Here is a 14,196-nt window from a genome sequence, read left to right as displayed (position 1 = left end):
CGTACCGCCCCTCCTCCCGCCGCTTCCCCGACCCGGTCCACCTGCGGATCGAGGACGTGCCGGAGTACGGGTACGCCGGCGGCGAGGAGCGGACGGCGCTGGACGCGCTGGCGGCCCGCGCCGGCGAGCTGCGCGAGAAGGTGCTGCGCAAGGGCGAGCTGATCGACCGGGACGCAGTGTGGGTGCTCAAGCGGCAGGCGCTGGAGGTGCTGTACGGGGTGGAGCGCGGCCCCGGCCGGGCCGCCGCGCTGGCCGCCTTCACCGAGGCCGGCGGCCGGGAGCTGGAGGACCACGCCACCTGGTGCGCGCTGGCCGAGCGGTACGGCGCCGAGGGCGCGTCGTGGCCCGCCGGGCTGCGCGACCCGCGCTCGCCGGAGACCGAGCGGGCCCGGGCCGAGCTGGCCGGCCGGCTGGACTTCCACCGCTGGCTGGCCTGGCTCACCGACGAGCAGTTGGCCGCCGCCGCCCGTACCGCCCGCGAGGCCGGCATGGCGGTCGGCATCGTGCACGACCTGGCGGTCGGGGTGCACCCGGAGGGCGCGGACGCCTGGGCCCGGGCCGACGCCTTCGCCGCCGGGATGTCGGTGGGCGCCCCGCCGGACGCGTTCAACGCGCGCGGCCAGGACTGGGGGCTGCCGCCCTGGCGCCCCGACGCGCTGGCCGCCTCCGGCTACGCGCCCTTCCGGGACCTGCTGCGCGGCATGCTGCGGCACGCCGGCGCGCTGCGGATCGACCATGTGATGGGCCTGTTCCGGCTGTGGTGGGTGCCCGCGGGCCGGCCGCCGACCGAGGGCGCGTACGTCCGGTACGACGCCGAGGCCATGCTCGCCGTGCTCACCCTGGAGGCGCACCGGGCCGGCGCGGTCGTCATCGGAGAGGACCTGGGTACCGTCGAGCCAGGGGTCCGCGAGGCGCTCCAGCGGCGCGGCGTCCTCGGCACCTCGGTGCTGTGGTTCGAGCGGGACTGGGCCGACGGCGGCGCGCCGCTGGCCCCCGGGGCCTGGCGGGCCGACTGCGTGGCCACCGCCACCACCCACGACCTGCCCTCCACCGCCGCCCGGCTGACCGGCGACCACGTGGCGCTGCGCCACCGGATCGGGCTGCTGACCCGCCCGCTGGCCGAGGAGGAGGCCGAGGACGCCACCGAGGTCGCCGAGTGGCTGGCCTGCCTGCGCGAGCTGGGGCTGCTGCCGGCGGGCGAGCGGGACGAGGAGGCCGAGATCCGCGCGGTGCACGCCTTCCTGCGGCTGACCCCGGCCCGCATGACCGGGGTGTGGCTGCCGGACGGGGTCGGCGACCGCCGCCCGCAGAACCTCCCCGGCACCTGGGGCGACATGTACCCGAACTGGCGGCTGCCGATCGCCGACGCCGAGGGCCGCCCCGTCACCCTGGAGGAGCTGGCCTCCTCCCCGCGCCTCGCCGCCCTGATGGACGTCGTCCGGGCCCCGGGGACGGCCGGGCGGAGCGGTATGAGCGGCACGCCGGGAGGGTGATACGGCACCCCGGGCGCGCGGGGCCGGCGGCGGTTCGCTAACTTTGCTTCCGTGGACAAGAAGAACGCCCTGCGCGCCGGCGCCGTCGCGGCCGGTACGACGCTGATGATGCTGCTCATGTCGTCCCCCGCGTCCGCGGCGCTCCACCGCGACGACGGCGACGACCCCGGCTCCGGTCTGAGCGTGCTGGAGACCCTCGGGCTGTACGTGCTCGCCCCGCTGGTGCTCTTCGCGGTGATCGCCGGCCTGACGATGGTGCTGGACAAGTCCAAGGACCGGGCCCCCAAGGCCAAGAAGGCCTGACAGACGTACGAACGGGCGCCGCCCGGTGGGTCCCACCCGCCGGGCGGCGCCTTCGTGTGTCCCGCCCCGCCATTGTTCAGTGCGACTGAAAAGAAGCGTCGAAAAAGTTCGATGGACGTGAAAGCTGCGTCCACGGCACGGTAGTCCCGTACCCGACGGCCCCGCCCGCGCGGCGGAGGAGAGAGGAGAGGGACCACCGTGGCCACCCTGGACCGCGTCCGCACCTCGCAGCCTTCCGCACTCGGCAAGGGCCGGCCCGACCGCGAGGCCGCCGCCCCCGGCCGGGCCGGCACCGCCCCCGGCCCCGCTGCGGCCGCCGGGGCCGGCCGGCTCGTCGGGCCCGGTCTGGTGCTCGCCCTCGTCGCCACGGTCGTCTGGTCCGGCAGCTTCGTCACCTCCCGCGCCCTGCACGACAGCGTGCCGCCGGTCCAGGCCGCCTTCTGGCGCTGGATCGTCGCCCTGCTTGCGCTCGCCCCGTTCGCCGCCCGCGCCGCCTGGCGCGAACGCCGCGCCCTCCGCCGCCACCTCCCGTACACCGTCCTCGCCGCGCTGCTCGGCGTCGCCGTCTACAACACCCTGGTCAACCAGGCCGGACTGACCACCTCCGCCTCCACCATGGGCATGGTGATGGCCGCCTCGCCGGTCCTGATGGCGCTGTACGAACGGCTCGGCGGCGTCCGGCTCGGCCCGCGCCGCACCCTCGGGATGCTCACCGCGCTGGCCGGGGTGCTGCTCCTGGTCGGCCCCGGCGCCGGCGGCGGTCTCGGCGCGGGCGACCTGTGGATCTGCGCGGCCGCCGTCTGCTTCGCCTCCTACAGCGCGCTGCTGCGCCGCCGCCCCGCCGAACTGGGCGGCACCGCCTTCCTGTTCGCCACCTTCGTACTGGGCGCGCTGATGCTGCTGCCCGCCTACGCCGCGAGCCTCGCCCTCCAGGGCGGCTTCACCCCGACCACCGGCACCGTCGGACCGCTCGTCTACGTCGGCGTCTTCTCCTCCGCGCTCGCCTTCTTCGCCTGGAACAAGGCGATCGCCCTGATCGGCGCGGCCCGCGCGGGCGCCGTCTACTACCTCCAGCCGGTGTGCGTGGCGCTGCTGTCGTGGGCGCTGCTCGCCGAGGAGCCGGGCGTCCGGGAGGCCCTGTGCATGGGGCTGATCCTGGGCGGGGTGGTCCTCGGAACGGCGGCCGCCCGCGGCGGCCGGGAACGGGCGCGTCCCGCCCGGTAGGTTTCCGGGCATGACCGAGTGGGACATCCGCAAGCTGCACATCCTGCGCACCCTGCGGGACCGGGGCACGGTCACCGCCACCGCCGAGGCGCTGCTGATGACCCCCTCGGCCGTCTCCCAGCAACTCACCAACCTGGCCAAGCAGTTGGGGGTGCGGCTGCTGGAGGCGCACGGCCGCCGGGTGCGGCTGACCGACGCCGCCCACCTGGTGCTGCGCCACACCGAGGACGTCTTCGCCCAGCTGGAGCGCGCCGACGCCGCGCTCGCCGGCTATCTGGCGGGCGAGAGCGGGCTGGTACGGGTGGGGGCGTTCTCCACCGCCGTGCCGGCCCTGGTGGTGCCCGCGGTGACCCGGCTGCGCGCCGACTGCCCCGGACTGGAGGTGCGGGTGCGGGAGGCGGAGGCCGCCGAGGCGTACGAGCTGCTGTCGGCCGGCGAGGTCGACCTCGCCCTCTCCCTGGCGGCGCACGCGCCCACCGCCCGCGACCCGCGTTTCCACCGGGTCCCGCTGCTGGCCGACCCGCTGGACGTCGCCCTGCCGGCCGGCCACCCGCTGGCGGCCGCTGTCGGCCTGAAGCTGGCCGACCTGTCCGGCGAGCGGTGGATCTTCGGCGGCAGCGGGCCCTGGTCGGAGATCACCATCGCGGCGTGCGAGGCCGCCGGGTTCGTGCCCGACCAGGCCCACTCGGCCGCCAACTGGACGGCGATCCTCGCCATGGTGGAGGCCGGGATGGGGGTCGCCCTGGTGCCCCGGATGGCCGCCGCCGAGCGCACCGCCGGCTCCTCCGGTTCCGGCGGGGCCGTGATGCGCGTCCTGGACGCCGACCAGCCGCGCCGCCACGTCGTCGCCGCGGTGCGCCGGGGCGCGGAGCACGCCCCGGCCGTCTCCCGCGTCCTGGCCGCCCTGCGCACGGCCGCCGCCGCCCGCTGACCCCCGCCGCACGGCGAGGGCGCGCGCCCCCGCCCCGTACGGGGGGCAGGGGGCGCGCGCCCGAGGTCCCACGGCGCCCGCTGGAAGCGAACCGAACCCTTAAAGGATCACGCGTCGGCGGCCTGGGCCTTCAGCGCCCGCTCGACGCCCGCGCGGGACTCGGAGACCAGGCGGCGCAGGGCCGCGGTGGGCTCGGCGGAGGCCAGCCAGGCGTCGGTCGCCTCCAGGGTCTCCGGGGAGACCTGGAGGGTGGGGTAGAGCCCGACCGCGATCTGCTGGGCCATCTCGTGCGAGCGGGACTCCCACACGCCCTTGACCGCGGAGAAGTAGCGCTCCGCGTAGGGGGCGAGCAGTTCGCGCTGGTCGGTCTGGAGGAAGCCGCCGATCACCGCCTCCTGGAGGGAGTTGGGCAGCTTGTCGGACTCCACCACCGACGCCCACGCCTCGGCCTTGGCGTCCTCGGTGGGCCGGGCGGCCCGGGCGGTGGCGGCGTGCCGCTCGCCGGCCGCGGTGCGGTCCCGCTCGTACTCGGCGGCGATCTCCGCCTCGTCGTAGACACCGGTCGCGGCCAGCCGCTCCACGAACGCCCAGCGCAGCTCGGTGTCCACGGCCAGGCCCTCGATGCTCTGCGAGCCCTCCAGCAGCCCGGTCAGCAGGTCGAGCTGCTGCGGGGTGCGGGCGGTGGCGGCGAAGGCGCGGGCCCAGGCCAACTGGTGGTCGCCGCCCGGCTCGGCGGTCCGCAGATGGGTCAGCGCCGCCTCGGTCCAGCGGGCCAGCGCCGCGTCCCGGCGCTCGGGCGCGGCGTACAGGTCGAGGGCCAGCTTGACCTGGCGGTGCAGCGACTGCACCACGCCGATGTCGGACTCCTTGGCGATGCCGGCCAGCACCAGGTCCAGGTAGGCGTGGGTGGCCAGCTCGCCGTCCCGGGTCATGTCCCAGGCCGAGGCCCAGCTCAGCGCGCGCGGCAGCGACTCGGTGAAGTCGCCCAGGTGTGCGGTGACGTTGGCCAGCGACACCTCGTCCAGGCGGACCTTGGCGTACGACAGGTCGTCGTCGTTGAGCAGCACGACCGCCGGGCGGCGCTTGCCGGCCAGCGCCTCGACCGGGGTGCGTTCGGCGGCCTGGACGTCCAGCTCGATCCGGTCGGTGCGCACCAGCGCGCCGCTCTCGTCCAGGTCGTAGAGGCCGACGGCGATCCGGTGCGGCCGCAGGGTCGGCTCGCCCTTCGCGCCGGCGGGGAGGGCCGGGGCCTCCTGGAGGACGGCGAAGGAGGTGATGACGCCGTCGGCGCCGGTCTCGATCTCGGGGCGCAGGATGTTGATGCCGGCCGTCTCCAGCCACGCCTTGGACCAGGTCTTCAGGTCGCGGCCGGAGGTCTCCTCCAGCGCGCCCAGCAGGTCGCCCAGGCGGGTGTTGCCGAAGGCGTGGCGCTTGAAGTACGCCTGCACGCCGGTGAAGAACTCGTCCTCGCCGACGTACGCCACCAGTTGCTTGAGCACCGAGGCGCCCTTGGCGTAGGTGATGCCGTCGAAGTTGACCAGGACGTCGTCCAGGTCGTTGATCTCCGCCATGATCGGGTGGGTGGAGGGGAGCTGGTCCTGCCGGTAGGCCCAGGTCTTCATGGAGTTGGCGAAGGTGGTCCAGGAGTGCGGCCAGCGCGAGCCGGGCGCGGCGGCCTGGCAGGCGATGGAGGTGTAGGTGGCGAACGACTCGTTCAGCCAGAGGTCGTTCCACCACTCCATGGTGACCAGGTCGCCGAACCACATGTGGGCCAGCTCGTGCAGGATGGTCTCGGCCCGCACCTCGTACGCCGCGTCCGTCACCTTGGAGCGGAAGACGTACTGGTCGCGGATGGTGACCGCGCCCGCGTTCTCCATCGCGCCGGCGTTGAACTCGGGCACGAACAGCTGGTCGTACTTGGCGAAGGGGTACGCGTAGTCGAACTTCTCCTGGAACCAGTCGAAGCCCTGCCGGGTCACGTCGAAGATGGCGTCCGCGTCCAGGTACTCGGCCAGCGAGGGCCGGCAGTAGATGCCCAGCGGGACGGTCTGCCCGTCCTTCTCGTAGGAGCTGTGCACGCTGTGGTACGGCCCGGCGATCAGCGCGGTGATGTACGTGGAGATGCGCGGCGTCGGCGCGAACGCCCAGGTCCCGTCGGCGGTCGGCTCCGGGGTGGGGGAGTTGGAGATGACGGTCCAGCCCGCCGGGGCCTTCACGGTGAAGGTGAAGGCGGCCTTCAGGTCGGGCTGCTCGAAGCTGGCGAACACCCGCCGGGCGTCCGGCACCTCGAACTGCGTGTAGAGGTACACCTGGTCGTCCACCGGGTCGGTGAACTTGTGCAGCCCCTCGCCGGTGTTGGTGTAGGCGCAGTCGGCGACGACGGTCAGCTCGTTGGCGCCGGCCTTCAGGTGCTTCAGCGTGATCCGGGAGTCCCGGAAGACGGCGGCGACGTCCAGGTGGTGGCCGTTGAGCACCACCTGGTGGACGGCCGGGGCCACCAGGTCGATGAAGGTCTCGGCGTTCTCCTCGGCGGAGCCGAAGCGCACGGTGGTCCGCGACCGGTAGACCGCGTCCTCCTGCGCGCCACTGAGGTCGAGGTCGATCTCGTACGAGTCGACGGTCAGCAGCCGCGCGCGCCGCTGGGCCTCTTCACGGGTCAGGTTCGTGCCAGGCACCCGGTCATCTCCTTGTGCGATCTTGTGCGGGGTATGCGGTCATCCTTCCACGGCGGCCCCGGGCCTGTCCGCGCACGCTGGAGGGGGCGGCCCACCGCGTACGGCGGGCCGCCCCCTCGTGCGTTCCGGGGCCGTCAGCGGCCGGTCAGCTCGGCGGCGACCAGCTCGGCGATCTGCACCGCGTTCAGCGCGGCGCCCTTGCGGAGGTTGTCGCCGGAGAGGAAGAGCGCGAGGCCGTGCTCGACGGTCTCGTCCACCCGGATGCGGCCGACGTAGGAGACGTCCTGGCCGGCGGCCTGGAGCGGGGTGGGGATCTCGGACAGCTCGACGCCGTCGGCGTCCGCCAGCAGCTCGTGGGCGCGCTCGACGCTGATGGGGCGCTCGAAGCGGAGGTTCACCTGGAGGGAGTGGCCGGAGAAGACCGGGACGCGCACACAGGTGCCGGAGACCTTCAGGTCGGGGATCTCCAGGATCTTGCGGGACTCGTTGCGGAGCTTCTGCTCCTCGTCGGTCTCGTGGGAGCCGTCGTCCACGATGGAGCCGGCCAGCGGCAGCACGTTGAACGCGATCGGGCGGCGGTAGACGCCGGGCTCCGGGAAGGGCACCGCGTCCCCGCCGTGGGTCAGCTCGGCGGCCCGCTCGGCGACGGCGGTGACCTGGCCGTCCAGCTCGGCGACGCCGGCCAGTCCGGAGCCGGAGACGGCCTGGTAGGTGGTGGCGACCAGGGCGGTGAGGCCGGCCTCCTGGTGCAGCGGCTTGAGCACCGGCATGGCGGCCATGGTGGTGCAGTTCGGGTTGGCGATGATCCCCTTGGGGCGGTCCTTGACCGCGTGCGGGTTCACCTCGGAGACGACCAGCGGCACCTCGGGGTCCCGGCGCCAGGCCGAGGAGTTGTCGATCACCACGGCGCCCTGGGCGGCGACCTTCTCGGCGAGCGCCTTGGAGGTCGCGCCGCCGGCCGAGAACAGCACGATGTCCAGGCCGGTGTAGTCGGCGGTGGAGGCGTCCTCGACGGTGACGCCGTCCAGCTCGGCGCCCGCGGACCGGGCGGAGGCGAACAGCCGCAGCTCGTCCACCGGGAAGTTCCGCTCGGCGAGGATTCTGCGCATGACCGTGCCGACCTGACCGGTCGCTCCGACGATTCCTACCTTCACGAACTTCCTCCGAACGTGCTTGTGGCCTGGTGGCCCGGGTCCCGCTTACATGATGCGTATCACCGAGCCCGCCTTGTCCAATGCATTGTCCGCAACGTGAGAAGGACCTCTTTCGTGCGTACGCGTGTGCGAATGGCCGCACGCAGAGGGCGGGCGCCCGGTCGGACGCCCGCCCTCAGTGCCGTACCGCCGCGGTTACGGGGTGACCTTCTCGATCACCACGCTGCCGCTGCCCGCGGGGGTGCCGCGGGAGGTGAGCAGGGAGACCTCGCCGAAGAACTGCCGGCCCTCGGGGGCCGCGCCGTTCACCAGCACCTCGGCGGAGGCCGTGGTGGTGCCGCCGGCGGCCAGCTTCACCGGCTTGGCCTCGTCCACCTTGACGGTGCCGAGCGAGGACGAGAAGTACACGTCCTTGTAGTCGTAGGCGGTGGTGCCGGCCGGCACCGCGTAGCCGTCCACGACGATCTGGTACGTGCCCGCGGCGGGCTTCACCAGGGAGACGGACTCCTCGGAGTCGCCGTCCGCCGAGGAGCCGACCGCCACGCCGTCGCGCAGCACGGTCAGGTCCAGGTCGGCGCCCTTGTCGGAGGTGGCGCCGATGGCCACGTCCAGCCGGTCCACGCCGGCGCCCACGGTGACCGTGGTCACCTGGCTCTCGCCGTCGGCGATGGTCGGCCGGGCCGTCTTCGCCGAGCCGAGCGGGCCGCCCTTGAGCCGGCCGTCGATCGCCGCGAACTGGTTGGCGATCTTCCAGCTCACCGGCGCCGGGGTGCCGGCCTTGGCCTCCGGGACCGTCTGCACGGCCGGGTCGAAGGCCGCGCCCAGCAGGCTGGCGTCGAGCTGGAAGGGGTTGTCCAGGTGCGGCGAGGTGCGCCGCGCCTCGACCTCGATCTCCCAGACGCCCGGCTGCGGGTTCGCGTACGAGCGCAGGTCGGGGCGGCAGGTGTTGGCCGGGTTGACGTAGTTCGGGTAGCAGGCCGTGGAGGCGGTGGACTCCACCGGCAGGCCGTAGGGGTGGACGGAGATGAAGCGGGTCTGCGAGCCCGCCTTCAGTCCGCCGAGCGCGACCTCCAGCGACTTGGCGCCCTGCGGCACGGTCACGAAGTAGCTCTTGGTGGCGTTGCGCTGCACCGAGCCGCGCTCGTGCACCGCGTACGCGGGCTTGGCCAGCTCCTTGGCGGCGACCACGGTGGCCAGGATCTGCTTGTCCACGCCGACGGTCTTGACGTCGTCGGCCTCCAGGATGGCGCTGTGCGCCCCGGCGGACATGGCCTTGGCCGCCACCTTCACGGTGACCGGCTTGTTCAGCGGCAGCGAGACCGCGCCCGAGCCCAGCAGCTCGAAGGTGCCGTCGTTGTACTTCAGGTCCAGCTCGTGGCGCACGGCCTTGTCCGGGCCGGCGGTGCGGGTGACGACCAGGTCGTACACCTTGCGCTGCTTGACCTTCAGCCCGCCCTCGCGGTCGTACAGGCCGGTGCCGAAGCCCGGGGTCTTCAGCGCGTAGTCGATGGCGGTGTCCACCGGCGCCTTGACCGCGTAGTCGTGCACCTGGGTGGCGCCCTGGCGGATCTGCTTCCAGGCGCCGACGATGTTCATCAGACCGGAGCCCTGCTCGTGCGCACTGGCGCCGGAGATCTTCTTCGCGGTGCTGGTCAGCGCGGTGCGCAGGTCGGCCGGCGGCAGGTCGATCTTCTTCTGCTTGGCGGCGGACAGCAGCAGCGCGCTCGCGCCGGCGGCCTGCGGCGAGGCCATCGAGGTGCCCTGGAGCATCCCGTAGCCGGCCGGCAGCTTGTAGCCGGCCTCGGCGACCGGGGCGCCCGGCAGCCAGGTCTGGATGGTGTTGATCGCCGAACCGGGGGCGGAGATCACCGGGGCGAAGCCGCCGTCCTCACGCGGGCCGCGCGAGGAGAAGTTGAACAGCGCGTTCGGCGTCTCGACCTCGGAGCCGTAGTTGGCCGCCCAGGTCTCCTTGGAGATGGACGCGCCGACCGAGATCACCTTGTCGGCGAGGCTGGGGTCGCCGATGGTGTTGAGGCCCGGGCCGGAGTTGCCGGCCGAGATGACGAGCTGCACGCCGTACTCGTCGATCAGGCGGGTGTACAGCTCGGCGCGGGCGTTGTTGCCGTCGTTCAGCGCCGGCAGACCGCCGATGGACATGTTGACGATGTCCACGTTCCGGTTGATGACCAGGTCGGCCATGCCCTCGGTGAGCGCCACGTTGGTGCAGCCGCCGCCCCAGGAGCAGGCCCGCGAGGAGACCAGCTTGGCGCCGGGCGCCGCGCCGTTCATCGCGCCGCCGAACAGCCCGTTGGCGGCGGTGATGCCGGCCACGTGGGTGCCGTGCTCGGACTCGATGATGCCGACGTTGACGAAGTCGGCCTTCTTGCCGACCCAGGAGCCGCCCAGCGGGTCCATGGGCACGGACTTGCGGATCTCCACCACGAACGGGACACGCTCGGCGATCTCGGTCGCCGGGTCGTCGGTGCCGAAGTAGCCGACCTGGAAGCCGTCCTTGTAGGGCTTCAGCGCCTCGTCGTCGGAGAAGTCCTTGTTGTTGTTCAGGTCGACCCGCACGGTGCCGGCGGCCGCGTCGTACAGCAGCCCCCACACGTCGGTGGTGTCGCCGTCCCGGTTCAGGTCGCCCGCCGCGTCACCGGTGAGGGTGGTGGACTCCTTGAACTGGCTGAAGGAGTACGCGCCGGCCGGCGCCGACCAGGTGGAGCCCGCGATGGTGAACGTCGGGCCGGCGACCGGGTTGATCTGCGCCTGCCAGGTGGCGTCCCGGTCGGTGATCGGGTCGGTCGCCGTCACCCAGTCGACGATCTTGCGCTCGCCGGTGCTGGTCTTCTGCAGCGCCGGGTGGCCCAGGTCCACGCCGGAGTCCATGATGCCGATGGTCACGCCGCGGCCGTCGTACTTCGGGTTGGCCTTGACGAAGTCCACCGCACCGGTCTCGAAGGACGGGTTGTACGGGTTCTTCGCCGGGGTGTCCTTGTCCGGCGCCGGGTACTGGCCGGCGGTGGGCTGCGCGTCGGCGCCCTTGGCCCGGTCGGCGGCCGGCGTCGGGTCGTCGAGCTCGATCTCCTGCTTGAGGTCGATCCCGTGGACGCTGCCGAGCTCGGCCGCCTTGTCCAGGGCGGCCTGCGCCTTGGCGGTCGGCAGGGTCGCGCGGACGTAGCCGAGCTCGTCGAAGGTCCTGCCGACCGAGCCGCCGGGCACGGCGTCGAGCTGCGCGGCGACCTGCTCGGTGGCGCCGGGGGCGGTGGCGACCATCACGGTCACCGTCTTCTCGCCGCTGGCCTCGGCCTCGGCGAGCCGCTCCGCGTCGGCCGCGCCGAGCTTGTCGGCGGCCGCGGACTTCGGGGGAGCGGGGTCCGCCGGGGTGTCCACGGCGAACACGGGGGTGGCGCCGGCCGCGACCAGCGCGGCCACCAGACCGGCGGCCGCCGCCACGCGGGCCGCCCGTCTGCGAACGGGAGCCTGGGCGGTCGCGGATATCGCCTCGCGCGCGCCCTCGGAACCCTGGAACTGGGGGGTGGTCATCAGCATCCCTCTTGGTGAAAGAGACAGTCCGGAATTCGGTGCCGGATGACCGCTCACCCTGTCGCAAGTGACACGGTTTTGTGGAGGGTTGATGGGGACGGGATGGCGTCCTGGCGGAAACCCGCCATCGTGCGGCGACCGCCATCCGGGACACACGGTCGCAAATCCCCCGCACCGGCCGCCTGTTCGCCGACGCGGACCCGCCGCCGCGGGCCGCGCCCGGGGCCGTAACCTCACCGCATGAGAAGCGGACCGAGACTGCGGGTGGCGGCGTACGCGGTGTGCGTCGAGGACGAACGGATCCTGCTGGCCCGCTGGGTCAGCCGGGACGGCCGCAAGCGGTGGACCCTGCCCGGCGGCGGCATGGACCCGGGCGAGGACCCCTTCGACACCGTCGTGCGCGAGGTGGCCGAGGAGACCGGCCACACCGTCGAGGTCACCGGCCTGCTCGGCGTGGACTCCGAGGTCCGGCCCGAGCAGCCGCGCCCGCTGCGCGCCCCGGCCGAGCTGCACGCCCTGCGGCTCGTCTACACCGCCGAGGTCACCGGCGGCACGCTGCGCCCCGAGACGGGCGGCTCCACCGACCTCGCCGCCTGGCACCCGCTGGACGGCGTGCCGGAACTGCCCCGGGTCCCGCTCGTCGACACCGCCCTGCGCCTGTGGCGCGAACGCCCCGCCACCGGCCACCTCGCCGACGGCGGCCGGTGAACCGGCCACCTCCCCCGCGCCCGTCAGCCGTTCGGCCGGAAAGCGCCCGACCTCCGCGTACGGGTCAACCCCCGCCCCCGCGCCGGAGTCCTCACCGGCGAACGCATCCGCACGCACGCCAGCACCGACCGGGAGACCACCGATGCCCGTACGCGTACGAAGAGTCGCGCCCGTGGCGCTCGTCGCCGCCGCGCTGACCGCCACCGCCCTCTCCGCCCCGGCCGCGAGCGCCGCCGACCTCGCCCGCCCCGGCGGCGACCGGCACCACCAGCGCACCCAGCGGGCCGTGGACGCCGTGGTGGCGGCCGGCGCACCCGGCATGCTGGTGCAGGTCCGCGACCGCCACGGCGTCTGGAACGGCTCGGCCGGGGTGGCCGACCGCACCACCGGCCGCGAGCGGCTGCCCCAGGACCGCTTCCGGGCCGGCTCCATCACCAAGACCTTCGTGGCCGCCGTCGTCCTGCAACTGGAGGCCGAGGGAAAACTTGACCTCGACGACACCGTCGAGCGCCGGCTGCCCGGCGTCGTCCGGGGCAACGGCCACGACGGCCGGAAGATCACCCTGCGCCAACTGCTCAACCACACCAGCGGCGTCTACGGCTACACCGAGGACCCCGACTTCCAGCGGAAGGTCTTCGGCCCGGACTTCCTCCGGCACCGCTACGACACCCACACACCCCGCCAACTGGTGTCCATCGCGATGGGCCACGCCCCCGCCTTCGCCCCCGGCACGTCCTGGGCGTACTCCAACACCAACTACATCCTGCTCGGCATGGTCGTCGAGAAGACCACCGGACGCCCCTACGCCCAGGAGATCGAGCGCCGGATCCTGAAGCCGCTGAAGCTGAGGGCCACCACCTTCCCCGGCACCGCCGCCGCACTGCCCCGGCCCAGCGGCCGCGCCTACTCGATGATCACCGGCGACGGCACCGTGCACGACGTCACCGAGCTGAACCCGTCCATCGCGGGCGCGGCCGGCGAGGTCGTCACCAACACCTCCGACCTCCAGCACTTCCTGCGCACCCTGCTGCGCGGCGGGCTGCTGCCGCGCGCCCAGATGAAGGAGCTGACCACCACCGTGCCCATGACCGGCGCGCCGGAGGGCTACCGCTACGGGCTCGGCGTCGTCTCGCAGAAGCTGAGCTGCGGCAAGGAGGTGTGGGGCCACAGCGGAGGCATCCACGGCTCCTCCTCCGACATGGTCGCCACCCGCGACGGCCGCCACTCCCTCACCTACAACGTCAACGGCGACTTCACCGACGCGCAGCCCGTCGTGGAGGCCGAGTTCTGCGGCTGACCCGGCCCCCGCGGGCGGCGGCCCCGCCTCAGCGGGGCAGCACCACCACATAGGCGGCCGGGGCGCGGTCCCCGGCCGCCATCAGCGCGGTGCGCACCACGACCGCCTGCTGCTCCGGCGCGTCCCGCAGCTTGCGCGGGGTCAGGTGCACGACGGTGATGCCGAGCCGCTCCAGGTGCTCCCGCTTGCGGCTGTACTCGGTCCACTCGGCCTCCTCGTCGCGGCGCGGCGAGCGGGTGTCCAGCTCCACCGCGACCGCGTACTCCGGCCAGTAGGCGTCCACCCCGCCCAGATGCGGTCCGCCGGGCAGCCGCAGGTCCACGTTCCACAGCGGCTCGGGCAGCGCGTCGCCGCGCACCATCGCGTACAGCCGGGACTCCGCCAGCGCCCGGCCCTCGGCGAGCACCGCGTCCACCGCCGCCACCACATGCGGCTGGTCCATCAGCCGGGCCGCGACCAACTCCCGTACCAGCACGCCCGGTTCGCAGTGACCGCCGCTGACCGCCTCGGTCACCAGCCTCCGTACGGCCAGCGGGTCGCCGATCCTGGCCACCGCGTCCGCGACGGCCCGGGCGACCGGGGCCACCGGCACCCCGGTGACCTCGCGGGGCGCGGGCAGCTCCGCCGCGCGCACCACCCGCACCAGGCGGGTGGAGCGCAGCCGGCGGCTCCGCTCCACCAGGACGTCGATCCGGTCCGGCGCGGCCGGCGGCGCGGCGGCGGCGAAGCCGTACAGGGCCAGCGCCGCCGCCCCGGTCACCATCGCCCCGGCCGACCCGGCTCCGGAGGCGTAGCGCACGGCGGCGTGCAGCCGCTCGCCGGAACCGGACGCAGCGGACGCAGCGGCGGGAGCCGCAGGGGTGGGGAG

Annotated in this window: 10 protein-coding genes; 6 read left to right on the top strand and 4 right to left on the bottom strand. The window is 73.8% G+C overall.

Features of this window, described 5'->3' with window-relative positions; all coding sequences use genetic code 11:
- The 4 genes from malQ to C6N75_RS13300 form a co-directional block, all read left to right on the top strand.
- Nucleotides 1-1,493: 4-alpha-glucanotransferase (malQ, locus tag C6N75_RS13315; protein ID WP_105869095.1), on the top strand; the 1,493-nt coding region annotated here is incomplete at its 5' end.
- Nucleotides 1,494-1,544: 51 nt separating this feature from the next.
- Nucleotides 1,545-1,796, top strand: a complete 252-nt coding sequence (locus C6N75_RS13310) for a hypothetical protein (RefSeq protein WP_105869094.1) — start codon at nucleotides 1,545-1,547, stop codon at nucleotides 1,794-1,796.
- Between the two features lie 198 nt (nucleotides 1,797-1,994).
- Nucleotides 1,995-3,020, top strand: coding sequence for a DMT family transporter (locus C6N75_RS13305; protein WP_105869093.1), 1,026 nt, complete (start codon nucleotides 1,995-1,997; stop codon nucleotides 3,018-3,020).
- A gap of 10 nt (nucleotides 3,021-3,030) precedes the next feature.
- On the top strand, nucleotides 3,031-3,951 hold the full coding sequence (locus C6N75_RS13300) for a LysR family transcriptional regulator (protein WP_105869092.1): 921 nt from the start codon (nucleotides 3,031-3,033) through the stop codon (nucleotides 3,949-3,951).
- 107 nt (nucleotides 3,952-4,058) lie between these two features.
- Here C6N75_RS13300 and pepN read toward each other — a convergent pair whose 3' ends face one another.
- From pepN to C6N75_RS13285, 3 genes are all read right to left on the bottom strand, one after another.
- Nucleotides 4,059-6,626: an aminopeptidase N gene (pepN, locus tag C6N75_RS13295; protein WP_105869091.1), complete on the bottom strand. Its 2,568-nt coding sequence runs from the start codon at nucleotides 6,624-6,626 to the stop codon at nucleotides 4,059-4,061.
- A gap of 134 nt (nucleotides 6,627-6,760) precedes the next feature.
- Complete coding sequence (locus C6N75_RS13290; RefSeq protein ID WP_105869090.1) at nucleotides 6,761-7,780, bottom strand: aspartate-semialdehyde dehydrogenase; 1,020 nt, start codon at nucleotides 7,778-7,780, stop codon at nucleotides 6,761-6,763.
- Between the two features lie 195 nt (nucleotides 7,781-7,975).
- Nucleotides 7,976-11,323, bottom strand: coding sequence for a S8 family serine peptidase (locus C6N75_RS13285; RefSeq protein ID WP_105869096.1), 3,348 nt, complete (start codon nucleotides 11,321-11,323; stop codon nucleotides 7,976-7,978).
- Nucleotides 11,324-11,563: 240 nt separating this feature from the next.
- Between C6N75_RS13285 and C6N75_RS13280 the strand changes: the two genes are divergently transcribed.
- Together C6N75_RS13280 and C6N75_RS13275 are read left to right on the top strand one after the other, a co-directional pair.
- Entirely contained in the window at nucleotides 11,564-12,031 is a 468-nt protein-coding gene (locus tag C6N75_RS13280; protein WP_105869089.1) for an NUDIX hydrolase, read from the top strand.
- 142 nt (nucleotides 12,032-12,173) lie between these two features.
- Nucleotides 12,174-13,328 carry a serine hydrolase domain-containing protein gene (locus tag C6N75_RS13275; protein ID WP_105869088.1) on the top strand — a complete coding sequence of 385 codons (1,155 nt, stop codon included), beginning with the start codon at nucleotides 12,174-12,176 and terminating at the stop codon, nucleotides 13,326-13,328.
- A 28-nt stretch (nucleotides 13,329-13,356) separates the two neighbouring features.
- Here the strand turns inward: C6N75_RS13275 and C6N75_RS13270 are convergent.
- On the bottom strand, nucleotides 13,357-14,196 hold an 840-nt coding region (locus tag C6N75_RS13270; RefSeq protein ID WP_258177394.1), incomplete at its 5' end, for a hypothetical protein.

Origin of the sequence: Streptomyces solincola (assembly GCF_002982015.1) — a bacterium.
Taxonomy (GTDB): domain Bacteria; phylum Actinomycetota; class Actinomycetes; order Streptomycetales; family Streptomycetaceae; genus Streptomyces; species Streptomyces solincola.
The sequence above is the reverse complement of the archived record's forward strand: the minus strand, read 5'-3'. Positions and strand labels throughout refer to the sequence as shown.

What these genes read in the sequence shown, in the direction of transcription:
- C6N75_RS13300 (WP_105869092.1), top strand. Translation starts at nt 3,031, where the DNA reads ATGACCGAGTGGGACATCCGCAAGCTGCACATCCTGCGCACCCTGCGG.
- C6N75_RS13285 (WP_105869096.1), bottom strand. Translation starts at nt 11,323, where the DNA reads ATGACCACCCCCCAGTTCCAGGGTTCCGAGGGCGCGCGCGAGGCGATA.
- C6N75_RS13280 (WP_105869089.1), top strand. Translation starts at nt 11,564, where the DNA reads ATGAGAAGCGGACCGAGACTGCGGGTGGCGGCGTACGCGGTGTGCGTC.
- C6N75_RS13275 (WP_105869088.1), top strand. Translation starts at nt 12,174, where the DNA reads ATGCCCGTACGCGTACGAAGAGTCGCGCCCGTGGCGCTCGTCGCCGCC.